This is a genomic window from Acinetobacter sp. WC-323 (assembly GCF_000314615.1).
In the GTDB taxonomy this organism is placed as follows: domain Bacteria; phylum Pseudomonadota; class Gammaproteobacteria; order Pseudomonadales; family Moraxellaceae; genus Acinetobacter; species Acinetobacter courvalinii.
Map to the genome: position 1 here is coordinate 250,961 of NZ_AMZS01000060.1, position 20,164 is coordinate 271,124.

The following is a 20,164-nucleotide window of genomic DNA, read 5'->3' on the forward strand; positions in this document are numbered from 1 at the left end:
TGTGTCCCGATACAAGCCGACTTACAGCACAATGCCCGGTGATAATTTTGAAGGTAAAGTAACGCTATCACTTTCCAGTGATGCCATTGGCCATGCACTATAGTCTGCTGCATAGAAGGCACTGGCACGGTGATTACCCGATGCGCCCACCCCACCAAATGGTGCCGCACTTGATGCACCTGTTAATGGCTTGTTCCAGTTCACAATCCCTGCCCGCGCTTCAATCAATACACGATCAAATAAATCACGGTCAGGTGACACCAGACCTACGGCCAAACCAAAGCGGGTGTTATTGGCAATATTTAAGGCTTCATCAAAGCTGTGATAACGATAAATCGTGGTCAATGGACCAAAGTATTCATCATCAGGGATATCGGTCACTTGAGTAAGATCTAAAATACCCGCCGTAAGCAATGAACTGTCTGCTTGTGGACGCGTCATTTCCAACAATGCTTTTGCACCTAGAGCAACGAGCTTGCTTTGTGCCGCTAACATCTGTTCTGCGGCATGTGCAGAGATGACACCGCCCATAAACGGTTGTGGTTCCGCATTCCATTCCCCAACCACCAGGTTTTTAGCGACTTCAACAAAACGTTGTATGAAGGCATCCCCATTGGCACCCTGTTTAACAATAATGCGGCGTGCACAAGTACAACGTTGCCCCGCAGAAACGAAAGCAGACTGGATAGCTAAATTCACCACCGCATCAATATCGGTTGCTTCATCAATGATCAGGGCATTATTGCCGCCCATTTCCAGCGCCAGGATTTTTTCAGGCGCACCTGCCATTTGTTTATGCAAGTGATAACCGGTATTGGCACTGCCCGTGAACAGTAAACCGTCAATCTGCTCAGCCGCAGCGAGTGCTTCACCTGTGCTGCGTCCACCTTGCACGATATTCAATACACCCTTTGGCAGACCTGCTTGCTGCCATAATTTTGCAGTTTCTTCAGCCGTCCAAGGGGTGAGTTCACTTGGTTTAAATACCACGGTATTACCCGCAATCAATGCAGGAACAATATGACCATTTGGCAAATGACCCGGGAAGTTATAGGGACCAAATACAGCCAGAACACCATGAGGACGATGACGTAATGACGCCACGCCATCGGGCATTTCAGTTTCGCTGAATCCTGTACGTTGATGATAAGCGAGGATTGAAATCGCCACTTTACCGATCATCGACTGTACTTCGGTCAACGTCTCCCAAAGCGGTTTGCTGGTTTCCTGACTAATCACTTCAGCCAACTGGGTTTTATGCTGTTCTAATAAGCCCGCAAAACGTTCAATGATGGCGATACGCTGTTCTAGTGCTAAGCGTGCCCAAGCTGGAAATGCCTGACGTGCGGCATGGCATGCCTGTTCAACATCGGCCTGACTGGCTTCATGCCCCGCCCAAATTTGCTGATTGCTGACCGGATTGGTTTTTTGAAATGCGGTTCCTTGTCCTTGTACCCAAGCACCATCAATTAATAATGCACCTTGTGACATTAGTTGTTCTCCATTTTTTCTAATGCTAAAACCCGTACTTCATCGTGTTCAGCAATATTCAGTGCCTGTGCTTGTGCTGCGGTTAAATGCAAAGTCTCGCTGTCATCGACTTTGTTATTGATCAGCAGCACGGCGTAATCTTTATATTGGTCATTGGCAACCAGAAAATGCGTCTCGGTACTTTCGACCTGCTCAGTGAGTCTGACTTTAAGCAACCGACTTTCTTTCACCGCCCGTAACTCGGCCGTAGTCGCTTCCAGTGTGGGCCCCGCATCAAAAATATCGACATGACCCTGATATTTAAGACCTTCAGACATCAACACTTTGGCTGCTGGCAGCGTATGTGGATGCACTTCTGCAATCACCTCGCGTGCCTCTGAAGACAGCAAGTCCACATAGACTGGAAATCTCGGCATTAACTCTGCAATAAAGGCTTTTTGCCCGACACCGCTGAGATAATCCGCTGCGGCAAAATCCATATTGAAAAATAGATAACCGAGTGAATCCCAAAAGGGTGACCGCCCATTCTGGTCGGAAAAACCCCGCATTTCTGCAATCAGTCGCTCTTCAAAAAAAGAACGGAAGGCTGCAATAAACAGAAAACGGACCTTGGATAAAAATTTACCGTTCTGGTTTTTACGATATTCAGGATCAAGGAATAAGGTGCAGAGTTCACTGCAACCCGTATGGTCATTGCTTAAAAACAAGGTATCCAGGGTCTTATACACATTTAAGGCTTTAGACGCATGCACCTGTTTTGCCACACGGAAGTTGTAAAAGGGTTCATTGAGCCCGACTGCAACTTCAATTGCACTCACACCCACAATTTTGCGAATGCTGGTGTCTTCCAGTACAAACAGATAACTTGCCTCACACTTTTCGGTCAGCCCCGCTAAAGTACGCGTGGTGCGTGTAATACGTTCAGCCAGAATGTCTCTATTTTGTGGTAAGGAGGTCAGGCCAATGCCTGACTCCCCCGCTCGTTGCGCTAAACGATAAATATCATCTAAGTCCCGATGCGCTGCATGTCTAACAATCATCATGGTTAGATGCTCACAGCAGACTTAGAGGCGTGCTAATGCACGAACAAAACGGTTTAGACCTTCATCAATATCCTGTTGAGGAATGATCAATGATGGTGTGAAACGAACCACATCAGCCCCTGCAACCAAAGCCAATAAACCTTCTTCACCCGCTAAGGTCACAATATTTTTGGCTTTACCGGCATGTTCATCTTTCAGCACGCAGCCAATTAATAAACCTTGACCGCGAATCTCTTTGAACAGGCCATATTGCGCATTGATTTTATTTAAGGCTTCAATGAAATATTGATGACGCTGTTTTACGCCGTCTAACACTTCTGGTGTATTGATAAATTCAAATACCGCACCCGCCACGGCACAGGCCAATGGGTTGCCGCCATAGGTGGTACCGTGATCACCCACGGCATACATGTTGGCATAATGATCTGTTGTGATCATGGCACCAATCGGGAAACCACCGCCCAATGCTTTTGCTGTGGTCAAAATGTCAGGCGTTACGCCCGTATTCATATAAGCATACAGCGAACCGGTACGGCCAACACCTGTTTGGACTTCATCAAAAATCAGTACCGCACCTTTTTCATCACATAGCGCGCGTAAACCTTTCAGGAATTCGATATCTGCTGGCAGAACACCGCCTTCACCCTGAATCGGTTCAACAATCACGGCACAGGTATTTTCAGTGATCGCGGCTTTGGCTGCTTCAAGGTCATTAAACGCCGTATGTTCAATGCCACCTGGTAATGGTGCAAAGTCTTGAGAATATTTTGGCTGACCACCCGCCGTTACGGTAAATAAAGTACGACCGTGGAAGGCGTTTTTAAACGCAACAATCTGGTTTTTGTTTGCATTGCCGCTGAGCAAACCGACTTTACGTGCCAGTTTCAACGCCGCTTCATTGGCTTCTGCACCTGAGTTACAGAAAAAGACTTTGTCGGCAAAGGTACTGTCAACCAGTTGCTTTGCAAGACGTAATACTGGCTCGTTGGTATAACCATTACCAATATGCCATAACTTTTGCGCTTGTTCGGTTAAGGCATTGACTGCCACAGGATGTGCATGACCCAAAGCGTTTACCGCGATCCCGCCTGCGAAATCAATATATTCTTTATCGTTTTGATCCCAAAGACGAGAACCTTCACCACGTACTAAAATGAAATTTGCCGGGGCAAAAACTGGCACCATCCAATCATTAAAATTGCTACGTGTAATTGCGACTTCGCTCATTTTATTTACTCACTTCCTGTTTTTAATCTTCAGGCTTGTTAAATGCTCAACAAGCCTTTTACGCTTATTGTTTGAGGGACTGATTAGCCCGGGAAAATCCCGCGTTCTTTACGTGCTTTCAGAATACGTTCACACGCCAGAATATAAGCTGCGGTACGCAAGCTGCATTCTTTCTGTGCGGCGGTATTCCAGACATCTGCAATCGCCTGGATCATCAATTTGTCCAGACGTTCATTGATCTCGTCTTCGCTCCAGAAGTAGCTCGCCATATCCTGAACCCATTCAAAATAACTGACGGTTACACCACCCGCGTTGCAGATTACATCTGGAACAACGGTAATATTACGGCTCACGAAAACATCATCCGCTTCTGGGTAAGTCGGACCATTGGCGCCTTCAAGCACGATTTTGGCTTTAAGTTTTTGTGCACGTTCAACCGTGATCTGGCCTTCCAGTGCTGCTGGAATCAGAATATCCATATCAACTGTCCAGAATTCTTCATCCGAAATCACAGTTGAATCGGCAAAGCCCTTTACGCCACCCGTTTCCACCACATGTTTTTGCAGTGCTTTCACATCCAGACCTTCTGCATTGAAGATGGTGCCGGTATGGTCTTGTACGGTCACAATTTTTGCGCCAGCATGGCTGAACAGATAGGCTGCTTCATTGCCTACGTTACCAAAGCCCTGTACAGCCACTTTACTGCCTTCGACTGGTAACTTGATGCGTTCTGCAACCTGCATACCGGTTACGAATACACCGCGACCTGTGGCACGAACACGGCCGAGCGAACCACCTAAGTGAACGGGTTTTCCTGTAACCACACCTGTAACCGTATGGCCTTTGATACTTGAATAAGTGTCCATCATCCAGCCCATAATGTTGGCATTGGTACCGACATCTGGCGCAGGAATATCAATTTGTGGACCGATAATTGGGCTGATTTCACTGGTAAAACGGCGGGTTAAACGCTCGAGTTCGCGTGTCGACAATTCTTTTGGATTCACACGGATACCGCCTTTCGCGCCACCGAACGGCAGATTCAATACGGCAGTTTTAATGGTCATCCATGCAGACAAGGCCATGACTTCATTCAATTCAACATCTTGGTGATAACGAATACCGCCTTTACCCGGCCCACGTGACAAATTGTGCTGGACACGATAGCCTTCAAAATGACGGATTGAACCATCGTCCATCACGATTGGAACATCAACAATCAAGGTACGTTTTGGGGTTTTCAGTGTGTTGATAAAGTTGCTGAGGTCGGCATCCAGATAAGGGGCTACCCGATCAACTTGAGTGAGAAAGGTTTGCCAAGCACTACCGTTTTGAGCCGCATATGATAAAGACATCATCTATTCCTTAATTAATCAATTGTCCCTGTTATTCACAGATTCCCTTTTTTTCAGGGCGTCCTACCCCATCCTCCCTAATCGGCATTGTGCTTCTTTTCACTGAATCAAAAATGCTTGGGGTTTTGTATAAGATTATTATTAAGAATCAAATTGATTCACAAAATTCGTTATAATGATTAAAATGAATTATTTTTTATCAATTTGCTAATAGTAAATATCAAAATGAACAATATCGATCATATTATATTAGGATTACTCAAAGACAATGCACGGATGTCCATTACCGATCTGGCGGCCAAAACACGGGTGTCACGCGCAACCGTACAGAAACGAATTGAATATATGGAATCGACTGGCGTTATTACCGGTTACACGGTGCGCTTCCGCCCCAGTGCAGAGAAGAATATCATTCGGGCATGGATGAATATTATGGTGGAAGGGACCAAAGCCCAAGCCGTGATCCGCGAATTACGTCTCGAATCTGCGGTAGAACGGCTGCATACCACCAATGGCAAATGGGATATTCTGGTGGAGTTACAATCTGACAGTCTGGAAAATTTTGATAAGGCTTTGGAGCGAATCCGAAATATTTCAGGTATTTACAATAGTGAAACCAGTATTTTACTGTCGACCTATAAAACCTGATCAGACTAAAAGTCAAAGATTGCAGACATGAATAAGGGCGCACAATCGAAATGATCATACGCCCTTTAAAAAATCACTTATCGCTTAAGCAGTGACACGACGGTAACTACGATATTCTGGTGTCCAGAAATTATCATCAATCACTGTTTTCAACACATCATTACTCATCGGAACAGCCAAGCCATCCGCCATTGCCGCTTTTGCCACTTTAAAGGCAATAAACTTGGACACTTGCTGAATATCATTAATATTCGGCAATAAATCCGCTGCCGGGTTTTTCAGGCGCGGCGAACAATCGGCCAAAGCCGTGCTAGCAGCCATCAGCATAGAGTCACTGATATGCGTTGCGCCACATGCAATGACACCCAAACCAATCCCCGGGAAGATATAGGAGTTATTACATTGTGCAATGCTATAGGCCTTGCCCTGATAATAAACAGGCGCAAATGGACTACCTGTGGCAACAATCGCCGCGCCATCTGTCCATTCGATAATATCTTTAGGTTGTGCTTCCACTTGTGAAGTCGGGTTCGACAGTGGCAGAACGATCGGATGTTTATAATACTTCGCTAAGGTTTTAATCACTTCTTCACTGAACAAGCCCGCCTGACCGGAAACACCAATCAGGATACTCGGTTTGGCATTTTTCACTACATCCAGTAAACCGACATATTCACCGGTATATTCCCAGTCACTGATGGCACTGGTTGGTGTCGCCAGCTTTTGCTGGAAATCGAGTAAATTTGGCTGTTGGTCAGTCATCAGACCAAAACGATCCACCATAAAGATACGTGAACGTGCTTCATGATCACTTAGCCCTTCATCCATCATTTGACGAACGATCTGCTCTGCGATACCGCAACCTGCCGAACCCGCACCAACAAAAGTAATGGTTTGGTCTTTAAGCTGCTTGCCTTGTGAACGAGAAGCCGCAATCAGGGTTGCTGCTGTTACAGCCGCCGTGCCTTGAATATCGTCATTAAAACAGCAGATCTTGTCTCGATACTGGGTTAATAACGGCATCGCATTCATTTGCGCAAAGTCTTCAAACTGGATCAGTACATCTGGCCAGCGCTGACGCACTGCAGTAATAATCTGCTCAACGAATTCATAGTATTGCTCACCACGAATACGTGGTTGTTTCCAGCCCATATAGATTGGATCATTCAGCAATTCTTCGTTGTTGGTTCCGACATCAATGGTAATCGGCAAGGTATAGGCAGGACTGATCCCTCCACATGCGGTATACAGTGATAATTTACCGATGGGAATCCCCATACCGCCAATGCCCTGATCGCCTAGTCCCAGAATGCGTTCGCCGTCTGTAATCACGATGACTTTGACATTTTTCTTATTCACGTTGTGAATAATCTGGTCAATGTACTTACGTTCTGGATAAGAAATGAAGATACCACGGTGACGACGATAAATATCAGAGAAACGCTGGCAGGCTTCGCCCACCGTCGGGGTATAGATAATTGGTAGCATTTCATCCAAATGCTGACTCAATAGGCTATAGAACAGGGTTTCATTGGTGTCTTGGATATTTCGTAAATAAATATGCTTATTTAGGTCACTGTCAAATGAAAGGTACTGTTGATAAGAGCGTTGGGTTTGCTCTTCAATGTTTTCAATATTGTATGGAACCAGACCATGTAAATTAAAATTTTCTCTTTCTTCTTCAGAGAAAGCAGAGCCTTTATTTAACAGCGGAAGTTCTAAAAGAGCATTCCCCGCATAGGGAATATATAAAGGTTTTTTGATTTTACTCGGGTTCGCAGGCATACCTTACTCTTGAGATTATCCGTCAAATATATAAAATTTCGTTGCTTAAATTCTTATAAAAAAAGAATTTTGGCGAAGTGAATAATTTACACCAATCAGCGCTTAAAACCGAATAATCTGACCGTATGTAAAGTGGCTAAACATTTAGGAAATAAATAGTACTCGCTAATAATGCACATTTGTAGTCCAATCATGGCAATATTTTGTAGGTTTTTTATACACCCAGCCCAATTTGAATAATTATTCAACTCAAATCGTTTTTAACTGCAAGATTCTATTCAAGCTCACCATCCATTTTCTATACAATGACGAATTAGAACCATGAAGGAAGTCAGATTAATTCTCTTCGCGAACCTCATTATTCCTTCATGCCTGAGCATATCTTTTAAGCCCGTTTTTTCTTGGATTTCTTGCTAAAGAAACTCAATGCATGTGAGTAATGGCTTGGCGTAATCCGCTGGATCAGGTCAATGATTTTTGCATCATTTCCAATCAATACCCGTGCCTTATCCGCTTGCACAGCTTCAAGAATGATTCGAGCAGCTTGTTCAGGTGGCGTTTTCAATACTTTGTTAAAGGCCTGACTGGCTTTAGCAGGATTCATGCCCAAAGCCCGAATGCTGTCACTCATGCGTGCACTATTGGCAATATTGGTTCGAATTCCACCAGGATGTACACAGGTCGAGCTGATGCCATTGTGTTGCAGCTTGAGCTCTTGGCGCAATGACTCGGTAAAACCACGAACCGCAAATTTCGTTGCATTATAGGCACTTTGGGTCGGTTGAGCCGTCAAACCAAATAGGCTGGAAATATTCACAATGTGCCCTTCGCCACTTTGCTTTAAATAAGGCAGAAATTCTTTGGTACCATAAACCACACCCCAAAAGTTAATTTTTAAGATCCAGTCCAGTTCCTCATAATCCATCCCTTCGACGGTACTTGCCAGCGCCACACCCGCATTATTAAAAATCAGGTTGATCTTGCCGTGTGTCTTAAAACTCTGTTCTGCCCATTCACGGACTGCGTCCTGATCAGAAACATCGAGTTGGGTCAGGGTGACATTGACAGGATATTGCTGTAACAAGGCCTTGGTCTCTTGCAGGCCCTGTTCATTGACATCACTCAAAGCCAAATGTGCGCCTTGCTGTGCCAGTAAAATTGCAAGTTGTCGACCAATCCCTGACCCTGCACCGGTAATGGCTGCGACTTTCTGATTAAAATTTTTCATGGCTAGACTCTAGATGAAGTTGATAAAAATGGGCTGCGTTTTGTCTAAACATGGCATACATTGCCTGTTCACCATAGGGACGAAGCATCTGGATATAGGCCTGAACCAGATCACTGAGTGTTGCATTGACTTTGTCCATCGGAAAATTAGACGCATACATAATGCGGTTGATGCCAAAGACCTGAACAGCATGTTGAATCATGGGGGTCAGTAAATTGACGATTTCAGCAGTTGTCGCGGTGCGTTTGTGTTGATAGAAGCGATGTCCTAATACCGGCATCATTAAGCCTGAAATTTTGGCATAGACATTTTTCTGTTCAGCCAACATGGCAATGTCCTGCTGCCACTGTTTAAAAATGGTCTCACGCTGCGATGCTGTAATTCCCGTTTTCTTACCCACGGCCTCAAACAAGCCAGCGGGTGTCGCCAGATGATCGACCACAATCCGGGTGTCAGGAAATTGTTTCGCCAGACTGGTAATTTCTGCTAACTGTGTGGAATACCCCCATGCATCAAAAGATAGATCCATTTTTGCCAGCTGTTCAAAACCTTTTAAGAATTTCTTGTCACGGTAAAGATGCGGCCGATCACACCATCGATAAATCCCACTATCCTCATGCCAGGCCGCCATTTTACGAATGCCCCGAAATAGTGGGCTAGCCTGCTGATGCGCTTTAAGAATGTCTTTGAACTTTCGGTCTCTGGGATCAGCCGCGGCAACGATGGCACCCAGCTTTAAACCGTGACGATTAAACTCTAATTGCTTAATCCAGTGAGTTTCTTCCACCACTCCAAAGCCTGTGTGATGATGCCAGTTTGCTTCGACATGCACTACGCTCTCTACAGGAAATAAAGCACTATCCTGTTGATAATGCGCGGGTAAATAAGGATTCAGTGCGTATCGGGTTATCCCTAAAGTCTCTAATAAAGGCTTGGGTTTGACCAAACGTACTACGCGATCCATAACAGCGGGATATTTGCCTAAAGTTTTTACCAATACAGCAGCAGAATGCGGTGTGTGATAAGGATCCCATTGATGAATATGCGGATCAATGATCGAAAAGCCTAATTCTTCCATGCGTTCACTCGATATCATTATTTTTAAAAATGGCGATGCTTTATGTAACTTATCCTATTTGATCAATGTAGCCTACCGAACAAGTCAGTATGAATAAAATGATTTATTTCAATATAACAGTATGAATACGATTCATTTATTTTTTACCGAATCCTTTCTAAATATATAAATTTATGATGAGTTTCAATGAAAAAGGTGCAACCATGGACTATGAATCGCTGGCACCCGCAAAACGGCTGATGTTCTTTCTTAATAATGAGACATTTACCAATCTTTCAGAGGATGGACTCAAACTGTTTGATGCCTCCATTCAATGGTTACTCGATCAACAGCCTCTTCAGTTGAAAAATACCAAGACAGTTAATCCTTAACAGCCTGTGCGGGTGGCACCAGCGGATGCAATTGCATATGCTGTTTTAAAATCCGTCTTAACTCAAGAATCGCTTCGGGCTGTTCCTGAATCGAATGCCCGCCCTGAATGACTTTTTCCGAGATGGCACCTGACAGATGCGAACTGCTATACGGCACGATGCCATCGGTCATTTTATCTGGCTCCTGATGCTGAGTGATATTGCCAATGATGGAGTGATAAGCCAGCCCTTGTACCGGCTGAATGGCCTGAGTCATGTTCATGAATTTGGACTGATAACTTAAATCACTAGGACCGTTTTCGATAATGCCGGCTGCCAGATTTTTCTTCATTTGATGAATATTGATGTTGTGGTCTGCCACCGCCAGCTCAGCCGCCGTTAAGAACTTGGCCGGTAAATGAATTATCTTGCGCAAAGCCAAGGTGAACCAGCGATCTGCGTAGGCTGTTCCTTGATGCGGGGTGGCAATAAAAATCACCCGGTTAATGTTTTCAATCGGACGGAACATAAAACGCTTGCTCACCGCAGCAGAAAAAATAAAGTCATGCGCCTTATCATTCTGGATTGCCTCGACGGCCTGCTGGCGAATATCACCCTGCCCCATCAGCAAACGGCTGATAATGCCCCCCATACTGTGTCCTATCAGTACCGCATCCTGCATGGCAGCATCATGCGGATCATGCATGGCAAAAGCCTGTGTTAACAAAGCATAAATCTGCGCACGACTTTCAAGAATCGGCATGTTGGTGGAATAAAAAACCTGCCAGACCTGATAGTGCTGACGTAAGCTGTCATCTCCCAAGATATCATTGGTCAAGGCGATCCAAGCTTCTGGACTACTGGCCAGCCCATGAATAAAAATAATGATTTTTTTATCCGGATTATAGGGTTCCAGCATGAACAGATGTGGCATGCTGAATTGCTCTTTGCGATCAATCAGGGTTTTATAGCCGGTTCCTCCCAGATTGTTTTCAGCCAGCCACAGACCATAAGGTGCTGAATAATTGGCACTAAGTAAATAGTCCTGCTGTGCCACCTGAAGCTGGTCATAACGGAACGGATCGATCAGCTGGATCTGCAAGGGAGCCGCATCAAGTAACTGCTCGACCGAAGTATTAGGCGCAGGCTGAGCTACGGCGGTGACCGACAGATATCTGGCCGCATGAATATAAGGATTTTCTTTACCGGCATAATAGCTTTCAGGATCATAAATATAATCAGGGCTTGAAGACTGCTGATTTTTGGCCACCAGAACAAATTCCGAGCCCAGACCATCGCGTCGGTTAACACTGTAAAATCCAGTAAACCGCATATTGTAGCTGGACTGCAATAACTGGATATCGGTGTTTGCCAGTTCCGGATAATGATCAAAATTGAATTGATAATGTCGCTGGTTAATCTGTAACTGCTGAGGAAAGCGGGTAAATCGATGCCGTAAATAGGCCGTAGTGATCAAACGTGACAGAGTGACATTGTAAAAAAGCCGAACCTGGGTCTGGCGTTGATCAAAAATACGTTTCTGTGGTGTAGAGGGCGTTGCAAATAAATAGGCAAAGCTAAAGCGAACACTTTGATCAAGCGAACTTAAGACTTCATCGAGACAGCGGTTTTGCTGTGCTGAATGCGACGTTTGAGCCAATGCAATCTGGCAATTTTTCTCCTGACCGAGTTGCAGGGCCCGTGCCAGATAAATCTCACTGGCTGCGGCATAACGCTGTTCAGGACTGTCGGCCAGTTTCTGTTGTAATCTCTGTACGCATTGCTCAGGCTGACTTAGACAAGCTTCGACCGGAACTCCGGACAGCAGCAAGCTATTTTGTGTGGCATCACTCAACTGGGATCGGGTCAGAATGGTCTGGGTTTTATCGGTTAAGGAGGCGCTTAAACTTCGTTGCTGCAATTTCACCAACTGACAGGCCGACAAGCTGAAAAGAATAAAGCCAAGCAGCACCAATTTGGCCAATAGTTGCTTATATCGCCCCATTTTCTCAAGCTCCAGACTGATTAACCCGCATCGCGCACCCAACCAGTTTTCCTGTTCTTGCGCATCTGCTTCTAATATGCCAAATATCCGCCAACAACACAGCCATCGTGTTAAAACATTTCGTTTTTATTTTAGAACAGCCAATCAAAGATATAAAAAACCATCGAAGGACTGGTTCGATGGTTTAACTGGATCACAAGAATAGAAATATGCCATCTCAAACTGGGAACTGAATCAGCCAGCTCTGCATGTAAAAACTGGACAGCGCTCAAGGCCGTGCATCTTATAACAGGTATTCCCAGATTACATAGCCAATACCAAAGCCCAAAAAGGCATATAGTGTAATAATGAAGAATACAAAACTGGCATTATTCTTTTTTTTCAAAAAACTCATATCGGCACCTTTGGCTTTGCTCAACTCATACTGTTATAGTGCAGGAAGTAACAGAACAAAAAAAGACACAGAGTTTTCTAAAAAAAATATAACAGATGAGCTTAAAAACTCGAGACTGTTATGAAAACAGCCCTGAACATAAGCAAAAGAGGCATAGATGACGCTTCATCTCAGATACATTCAGGACTGCTTCAAGCTGTGCTTACACGATTCAATCATAAGTTGCGAAGGTGGGGATTTTCCAACGGCAGGTCATCGACTAAATGCTCATCAAAAATATCCGTCAACATACTGTCATAACGTTTGGCATTGTAGTCTAAAAGTGACTCCGCCTCAGCTGTAGTGATAAAACCTGTCTCGATTGCATTGGCAATATGCGCTTCAAAGGTGAGACCGCTAAACTGATCTTTGGATTCGGCTTTTTTAAACTTGTTCCACAACGGCTGTAGCTGTAACAGGCTTTGGAATGTAGACTCCATCCGCCCCATCACATCGTTGGCATCCGTGTTGTAATAGACATGTTGCTTCAACTGCTCCCGGAACGCATGTTCCTGCATCATCAATTGCGCGACCTCTTGCTTCAACTGATCTGACGGCGCTGCAATAGGACGGCCAAATGGGAAACAGATCAGTTTCACCATAGCAGAGGCAAGCGGCATCGGAAAATTATCATAGAAGCCAAAGAAGGCTTCTTGCACCTGATACAGGGCTTTATTCACGGCTAATTCGGCATGTTTCTGTTCTGCTTCGGTGCGTTGACCCTGTTCATAATATTTCAGGATTGCCGTCGCAATAAATAAATGCGCATGAATATCCGCCAGACGTCCAGACAGCATTTCCTTACGCTTTAAATCGCCTGCCAGAATTCCCAGCGCCATATCGGCGGTTAAGGCAAAATCGGCACTGAAACGGTTGATTTTACTGTAATAGGCCTTTGAAAAATCATCGGCATTTTTAGAGCCCTCATCTGAGCCGCCCGTAATCGAAAATGCCAGTGCTTTGGCTGCGCGATTGAAAGTATAGGCCAGATGTTTAAACAATAATGGCGAAAATTCCTTAAAAGCGGCCGCTTTATCTTCAGCTTGTAACAGTTGCAATTCTTCAAACAGATAAGGATGGCAACGCATTGAGCCCTGACCGAAAATCATCAGAGAACGGGTCAGAATATTGGCGCCTTCCACAGTAATGGCAACGGGAATGGATTGATAAGTCAGGGCAAGGAAGTTACGTGGGCCTAACTGAATCGCCCGGCCACCCACCACGTCCATGCCATGATTAACCACTTTACGCATGGTTTCGGTGGCATAGTATTTGGCCATGGCGGTCATTACCGCAGGGGTTCCGCCTTGGTTCAAACCACAGGTCACCAGATAACGGAATGATTCCAGCATATAAGCATCACTGGCAATATCACTGGTCGCCTCTTGTACCCCTTCAAAATGCCCAACCGAAATTTTAAACTGTTGACGAACACTGGCAAATGCACCCACCAACAGATAACTCATTTCCCCTGCTGCGGTTGCTAAGGCAGGCAATGAAATACCACGTCCTACTCCTAAACATTCCATCAGCATCCGCCAGCCTTTACCTGCATTTTGCTGACCGCCAATAATCCAGTCCAAAGGAATAAATACGTCACGACCTTCAACCGTACCATTCATAAATGGCGCCCCCGGATTATGGCGGGGTCCAATCTGAATGCCTTCATGGTCAGCCGGAATCAAGGCACAGGTAATGCCATATTCCACCTTATTTTTATCGCCCAGCAAACCTTCCGGATCATATAACTTAAAGGCCAGACCAATCACGGTTGCAATTGGAGCCAGGGTAATCCAGCGCTTGGAGAAATTCATTTTCAGGCCTAAGACTTGTTGGCCTTGATATTGCCCATGACACACCACACCGGTATCCGGGATCGCCCCAGCATCCGAACCCGCCTCAGGGCTGGTCAAGCCAAAACAAGGTACTTCGGTACCGTTGGCAAGCCCAGGTAAATAACGTTGTTTTTGCTCCTCTGTACCATAGTGCAGCAGCAACTCCCCTGGCCCAAGCGAATTGGGTACCATACAGCTCACCGCAGCAGTCAGTGAACGGGAAGCAATTTTGCTCATGATGCGACTTTGCGCAAAGGGGGTAAATTGTTTGCCACCAAATGATTTTGGAATGATCAACCCCAAGAAGCCATTGTCCTTGATAAATTGCCACACCTCTGGCGGCAGGTCCTTGTCCTGATGATGAATCTGCCACTCATCCAACATTGAGCACAGCTGTTGTACTTCATTATCTAAAAAAGCCTGTTCTTCTGCCGATAACACGGGATAAGGATATTGATCAAACTTTTCCCAATCCGGCGCCCCCATAAACAGTTCTTTTTCCCACCAGCTGGTACCGGCATCCAGAGCCTCTCGTTCAGTGGTACTCATACTCGGCATGGCATTGGACAGCACTTTAAAAGCAGGTCGGCTAATCAAAGCATCACGCAATGGCGTAATCAGCAGAATAATACTGGCGATGATAATAGGTACACCCAGTAACAGACTCCATGGGGTAATCAGCACACTACACAAAATCGCAGTGACAATTGCCAGCACACTACCGACAGTTCGACTGGCTTCAAAATAAAAGAGAGCCCAAATCACAAAGAGTTGTATCAGTAGACCAAGCAATATTAATAGTACAATCATGTTTGCTCCTTTATCTCAGATTGGGATGAAGAGGAAAAATAAAGATCTGAGTTGTTTTATGTTTAAGTTAATTCTTGAATAAAATGGCTGTTTTTTATTCTACAGATCAGATCGCTATTTGCTTGATTAACTACTAAATTTTACATAAACGCATTGAGATGACACCGAAACTGGAATTGCGGCCTGCTCAAGAATAATACACAAAGAAATCGTAATGATTGCGGCAATAAATCCAAAAATAAAATCATCAATAACCGTAATGCTGCATGCGGGCAGTTAAACAAATTTCTGCCCCGCCTCGTGGTTGTCTCAGCAATAGCCAAGCTATCTTGCTGCCAAGGATCAGGCAAGCACACCGAGGTCGCTCCCTTTTAACCGGAAAATGGCCAAATCGTGTAAAGAGATCCTTTAGTCCAGACATAAAAAGAGCAAACATCTGTTTGCTCTTTTTATTTAACTACGATGCTGCCAAAGCTTAAATCAAACTCACGATTAACAGCAGCGCAAATAGAACCGTCACGATCAGATTAGTCTGCAAAAGCTTTTTAGGCTGGTAGGTCAATACAAGTCCCACTGCCAAAGCCGCAAAGCTGAGACATCCCAACCATTCGGATAAACCGATTGAAGCACCTTTCACATAAATCATGACCAACGCAGAAATGAGTAGAATGACCCAGCCTGCAATTTCAAAAGCCCGACTCATTTGTGCTGAAACCGGAGAGCTAAAGATATCGCGCTGATGTTTATTCATTCCACACGCCAGACTCGATAGCGCCACCACGGCAACACACCACAACATCCATGCTGCCATCATGTCTGCTCCTGTATCACTTGTGACTTAGGCTGTTTTTTCTGCTTAACGGGTAGACCTTGATAACGTTTTAGCTTGTAGTAAGAGTAGATAAAAATCAGACCTAAAATAATGCAGACCAGATCAAAACTGGCAATCATCCATTGTCTATGATAAATACTCATCCATAAGGCCTGTCCACCAGTAAAAACGTTTAACACCGGTATAAACAGGAACATGACAGCCGCCAATGCAAGTTGCTCTAGCCATGCTGGACGATGTGCCCGAACAGCCGCATGTATCAAACACAATAACCAAACACTAAAGAACACATTAATTTCTAGCGGCGAACGTTCTGCGAGTTGCGCAGGGATAACACGGTTGGCAAAAAAGTACGCTGCGCAGGCAATCGGTAGCCCTGTAATCGCCGTAATATTCAGGACCTCAACCACTCGATGGCCAAAGGGTTTATAACCTAGTTTTTGTACCTCTGGAATACGCTTCACCACCCACAAAATCAATCCGGAAGCGATCATCATCGTGCCTAAGACGCCTGATAGAAATAATAACCAGCGTAAGACCGAATCGACACCCCGAGCCATATGCAGCCAGGTCACTAAGGTATAAATAGCTTTGGATGCAGAATTTACAGGCTGGGCTTCGTCGATCAGTTGCCCTGTTAGCGCATTGAACTTGAGTGACGGTACACTTTCCCGATCCAGCAAGGTCGTGGCATGGGTTGCATTAAATTGTACATCCGCTTTCACCGTATTCGGTTGATTCACCCGAACCGAGGCAATCGGATTATCCTCCCAATCGTGTTGAACCTGCTGGCTTAATGCCACTAAGTTGACCATGGGTGCTGCTGCAAGCTTGGGCACCACTTGTTCAGCTTCGCCACCACGGCCAGCACCTCGATTGCCACGTCCTTCTTCTGCGGCTTGTTTCTGTTTTTGCTCTGCCAGTAAACGTGTCTGTTCAGGTGTTTGCGCTACAGGTTCATTTAAAATCTGGTAGAAGTTCCGGACATTGCCATAGTGCGTGTTCATTGCCCATGGCATAAACAGATGCATCAATAACAACAGCCCGCTAAAGGTGATCATCAGATGAAAAGGCAAGGCAAACACGGCGGTTGCATTGTGGGCATCCAGCCATGAACGCTGGCCTTTGGCTGGACGGAAAGTAAAGAAATCCTTGAAGATTTTTTTATGGGTAATGATGCCACTGATAATCGCAACAAACATGAACAAGGTTGCAATACCCACAATCCAGCGCCCCCAGATGCGCGGCATACCGTACAGTTCAAAATGGAAGCGATATAAGAAACCACCACCACGGGTTTCTCTGGCTTTAATTTCCTGCCCCGTTTGCGCATCCAGATAAATTTCGCCGCCACGGCGGCGTCCCTCACCCGGCTTGCGGACATTCAGCATGATCGCGGGCTGTCTTTCATTGGCAAACCGGATATTCCAGCTCTCGGCAGCTTGGCCTTTCTGATTTAAATATTGCAAGGCATAAGTTAATTGTTGTTGCTGCGAAGTTGTATTTACTGATTGATGCAGTTCCGGTTTCATCCATACCGTGATTTCATTTTGAAAGAAACTGAGTGTTCCTGTGAGAAAAACTGCATACAGCAACCATCCCAACAACAGACTGGTCCAGGTATGTAACCATGACATCGATTGGCGTGGGCCTTCATTTTTACCATCAACACGCATGAACTTACCCTTTTAACAAGCCATACATGACGGTCATGATCAGGCTAGGAATAATGACGCCCAACCAGACTTTCAAGGTCGAGTTGACCATGAATATCCAGATAAACAGGATGCAATGCACCACAAAAGCCAGCATGGTTGCACTAAAAACTGCATTCGCTCTGGATGGCTCAGATGAAAACAAGCAACCGATCAGCATTGCCGCAATCGCAGCAAAATAATAGCCCCCAAAAATTGCGAGTACAAAACGTGAAAAAATCATCAATCGATATCGAATCAATGAGGACGGTGCAACCTTCTTTTTTACCACCCTTGTGCTGCTCACCAAGGGTACAGACGCTTCAATAGACATAAACAACACCGGACAAAATGACATCAACGGAAATGATGTTCACCTTTATATAGAGCCATGAAAATACGGATGATTTAGCCGATAACCTATGCAACACCCCATCTCATGTGCATGGTATTTGATCCGGTAATGCCAAGGGCAAACCTGACCAAGCTTAAATCAGCCTTAAAAAATCAAGGCATCATAATCAAAATCAACAAAAATAACAATAATAATGAGAATTAATCTCATTTTAATCTTAAAGTTAAGGTATTTTGCTAATCGAAATAGAAAATTTGGTAATTGAGGTAAAAAATATATGAGGTTTAGGTCGATTCGGGATTTAAGGACTGACCTGCAGGATCGTCAACTGCTGGCTTTGATAAGCGCCTGTATCAATAAAGAAGCAATTATGTTTTTGCAGCACCTCGGCAACAATGGTATGTCCCAGATAAATCTCATCAATATTGCGGACCGTGCCATATTTTTGCTCATCCCTGATTCTTGACCTTCCCCATAATACATGGGCATAACTGGCCTGATCGGCATGATCGCTTAACTCAAGGGTTTGCTTAAGCAGGTTCCAATCATCTACGCCAATATCACCATGTGCGATGCCCACTGTTTTATGAGCAAAATTCAACTGGATCAACACAGGCAATCGTTTGAGACACGCGATAATCCGGGCCTGCTGTTGTGGCTTCAACTGATAGAACCATTCTCCACCATATTTTTGATGCAGCTTTTTAAAATAAGGATGCTGACTCCCCTGAATACATAACTGCTCGTGATTGCCGCGTACCATCCTGAACCAGTGTTGTTGCAATAACTGTAAGCATTGCAAGCTTTCCGGGCCCTTATCGATCAAATCTCCCACGCCAATCAGCAGATCTTTTTCAAAATCAAACTGCAGTTGCTTAAGTTGATGCATCAATAGCGTATAGCAACCGTGAATATCGCCCACCACATAGACCTTTTGATGATCTGGCGCGATATATTGCACCAGTGACCATGCTTCAGAAGCTTCTCCACATACAGCGATTTTAGGGCTCATCATTTACCCCGAGCTGCACAATTTCACTGTGAATTAACAGATGTCGTGAAGGAAAATAAAATTGATAGGCCAAGGCATAGCTGTTAAAACGTGCCAGTTGAGTTTGCTCCAAGGACCAGAAATAGGCGGTCATGCCGCCTTGTTGCCGCTGATTTAAAAAATACGATTTGCCAAAATGCCGGGATACAATAATAAAATCTTGCATAACTGTTTCGATCGACTCAGCGGACTGAATAATCACTGGTCTGTAGCGACAGCAATAAAGGATCAAGCATGGCTTTGGCGATTTCAGCCGCCTGCGACTCGGACTGTGCCTGTATGGCATCGACCAGTTGAGCATGAATAGTTTGATCCGGATCGGGTAGCTGGCTATTGGTCACCAGTTCAAAGGTGTATTGATAGCTGGAGTTGAGAAAATATTCATAGGTGGCATACAGCGCCTGATTATGGGTGGCCTGTGCAATAGCCAAATGCAGCTTTTTATCGTTCAGCATAAACTCAGCCACATCACTGGCATCCGTTGCAGCCCGTGTATTGAGGCATGCCAGAATATTCAGCAGATCAGTTGCATCGCGGTTTCTGGCTGCAAGTTTTGCAATTTCAATTTCCAGAACACATCTGACTTCGAGATGTTCATACAACGCTGACTGTTGAATCGAGTGAATCATACTGGAGAAATCGTGTTTGCTACGAACAAAGGTTCCATGGCCCTGTTTAACTTCCAGAATGCCGAGATATTCCAATATTTTAATGGCTTCTCGAATGGTATTGCGTCCCACCCCCAGCCCCTGAACCAGTTCAGGTTCTGTCGGAATTTTATCATTGACCTTCCACAGTTCGGTCTGAATATTATGACGGACAACCGTAATCACTTCGTCAACAAGCGATCTTTTCTGGATCTGTTCGATCATTAAAATTTCTACTGGCACTCAAAAACATCCAATGATACTATCATCCTATGTTTAAATTTTCAAATGCACACC

The 20,164-nt window shown here is 44.9% G+C and carries 17 protein-coding genes and 1 pseudogene; 2 read left to right on the forward strand and 16 right to left on the reverse strand.

Annotated elements, in window-relative coordinates:
* Window positions 1–21: 21 nt before the first annotated feature.
* From astD to ACINWC323_RS03515, 4 genes are all read right to left on the reverse strand, one after another.
* Window positions 22–1,491: a succinylglutamate-semialdehyde dehydrogenase gene (astD, locus tag ACINWC323_RS03530; protein ID WP_009514818.1), complete on the reverse strand. Its 1,470-nt coding sequence runs from the start codon at window positions 1,489–1,491 to the stop codon at window positions 22–24.
* Window positions 1,491–2,534 (reverse strand): arginine N-succinyltransferase, encoded by a 1,044-nt coding sequence (gene astA, locus ACINWC323_RS03525; RefSeq protein ID WP_005284300.1) that lies wholly within the window; start codon window positions 2,532–2,534, stop codon window positions 1,491–1,493. Before astA ends, astD begins: the two co-directional genes overlap by 1 nt.
* Before the next feature lie 21 nt (window positions 2,535–2,555).
* Window positions 2,556–3,761, reverse strand: a complete 1,206-nt coding sequence (locus ACINWC323_RS03520; protein WP_005229221.1) for an aspartate aminotransferase family protein — start codon at window positions 3,759–3,761, stop codon at window positions 2,556–2,558.
* A gap of 83 nt (window positions 3,762–3,844) precedes the next feature.
* Window positions 3,845–5,119: a Glu/Leu/Phe/Val family dehydrogenase gene (locus ACINWC323_RS03515; RefSeq protein ID WP_104021888.1), complete on the reverse strand. Its 1,275-nt coding sequence runs from the start codon at window positions 5,117–5,119 to the stop codon at window positions 3,845–3,847.
* Between the two features lie 222 nt (window positions 5,120–5,341).
* Here ACINWC323_RS03515 and ACINWC323_RS03510 point away from each other — a divergent pair, with 222 nt between their 5' ends.
* Window positions 5,342–5,764, forward strand: coding sequence for an Lrp/AsnC family transcriptional regulator (locus tag ACINWC323_RS03510; protein WP_004771166.1), 423 nt, complete (start codon window positions 5,342–5,344; stop codon window positions 5,762–5,764).
* Window positions 5,765–5,848: 84 nt separating this feature from the next.
* On the opposite strand, the gene ACINWC323_RS03505 is transcribed toward ACINWC323_RS03510, so the two are convergent.
* The 3 genes from ACINWC323_RS03505 to ACINWC323_RS03495 form a co-directional block, all read right to left on the reverse strand.
* Window positions 5,849–7,549, reverse strand: coding sequence for an NAD-dependent malic enzyme (locus tag ACINWC323_RS03505; RefSeq protein WP_009514823.1), 1,701 nt, complete (start codon window positions 7,547–7,549; stop codon window positions 5,849–5,851).
* Between the two features lie 385 nt (window positions 7,550–7,934).
* On the reverse strand, window positions 7,935–8,777 hold the full coding sequence (locus tag ACINWC323_RS03500) for an SDR family NAD(P)-dependent oxidoreductase (RefSeq protein WP_009514765.1): 843 nt from the start codon (window positions 8,775–8,777) through the stop codon (window positions 7,935–7,937).
* The gene (locus ACINWC323_RS03495; protein ID WP_009514633.1) at window positions 8,764–9,855 is read right to left on the reverse strand and encodes an amidohydrolase family protein; all 1,092 of its coding nucleotides are present in this window, start codon (window positions 9,853–9,855) and stop codon (window positions 8,764–8,766) included. Before ACINWC323_RS03495 ends, ACINWC323_RS03500 begins: the two co-directional genes overlap by 14 nt.
* 188 nt (window positions 9,856–10,043) lie before the next feature.
* Between ACINWC323_RS03495 and ACINWC323_RS19905 the strand changes: the two are divergent.
* Window positions 10,044–10,226, forward strand: a pseudogene (locus ACINWC323_RS19905) (hypothetical protein); the annotation flags it as partial.
* Here the strand turns inward: ACINWC323_RS19905 and ACINWC323_RS03490 are convergent.
* The 9 genes from ACINWC323_RS03490 to ACINWC323_RS03460 form a co-directional block, all read right to left on the reverse strand.
* Window positions 10,216–12,210: an esterase/lipase family protein gene (locus tag ACINWC323_RS03490; RefSeq protein ID WP_009514757.1), complete on the reverse strand. Its 1,995-nt coding sequence runs from the start codon at window positions 12,208–12,210 to the stop codon at window positions 10,216–10,218. The pseudogene ACINWC323_RS19905 and the gene ACINWC323_RS03490 overlap by 11 nt on opposite strands.
* Before the next feature lie 283 nt (window positions 12,211–12,493).
* A complete protein-coding gene (locus tag ACINWC323_RS20175) occupies window positions 12,494–12,604 on the reverse strand; it encodes a hypothetical protein (RefSeq protein ID WP_005229212.1) in 111 nt (36 codons plus the stop codon).
* Window positions 12,605–12,819: 215 nt separating this feature from the next.
* A complete protein-coding gene (locus ACINWC323_RS03485; protein ID WP_009514784.1) occupies window positions 12,820–15,288 on the reverse strand; it encodes an acyl-CoA dehydrogenase in 2,469 nt (822 codons plus the stop codon).
* A 475-nt stretch (window positions 15,289–15,763) separates the two neighbouring features.
* Window positions 15,764–16,099: a DUF3325 domain-containing protein gene (locus ACINWC323_RS03480; RefSeq protein WP_032881679.1), complete on the reverse strand. Its 336-nt coding sequence runs from the start codon at window positions 16,097–16,099 to the stop codon at window positions 15,764–15,766.
* Window positions 16,099–17,796: a PepSY-associated TM helix domain-containing protein gene (locus tag ACINWC323_RS03475; RefSeq protein ID WP_009514605.1), complete on the reverse strand. Its 1,698-nt coding sequence runs from the start codon at window positions 17,794–17,796 to the stop codon at window positions 16,099–16,101. The genes ACINWC323_RS03480 and ACINWC323_RS03475 overlap by 1 nt, the downstream gene beginning before the upstream one ends.
* Window positions 17,797–17,800: 4 nt before the next feature.
* Entirely contained in the window at window positions 17,801–18,148 is a 348-nt protein-coding gene (locus ACINWC323_RS0119325; RefSeq protein WP_032873115.1) for a hypothetical protein, read from the reverse strand.
* A 322-nt stretch (window positions 18,149–18,470) separates the two neighbouring features.
* The gene (locus tag ACINWC323_RS03470) at window positions 18,471–19,184 is read right to left on the reverse strand and encodes a metallophosphoesterase (RefSeq protein ID WP_050560475.1); all 714 of its coding nucleotides are present in this window, start codon (window positions 19,182–19,184) and stop codon (window positions 18,471–18,473) included.
* The gene (locus tag ACINWC323_RS03465; RefSeq protein ID WP_009514689.1) at window positions 19,171–19,386 is read right to left on the reverse strand and encodes a hypothetical protein; all 216 of its coding nucleotides are present in this window, start codon (window positions 19,384–19,386) and stop codon (window positions 19,171–19,173) included. The genes ACINWC323_RS03470 and ACINWC323_RS03465 overlap by 14 nt, the downstream gene beginning before the upstream one ends.
* 16 nt (window positions 19,387–19,402) lie before the next feature.
* A complete protein-coding gene (locus ACINWC323_RS03460; protein ID WP_032881683.1) occupies window positions 19,403–20,092 on the reverse strand; it encodes a FadR/GntR family transcriptional regulator in 690 nt (229 codons plus the stop codon).
* Between the last annotated feature and the right edge of the window lie 72 nt (window positions 20,093–20,164).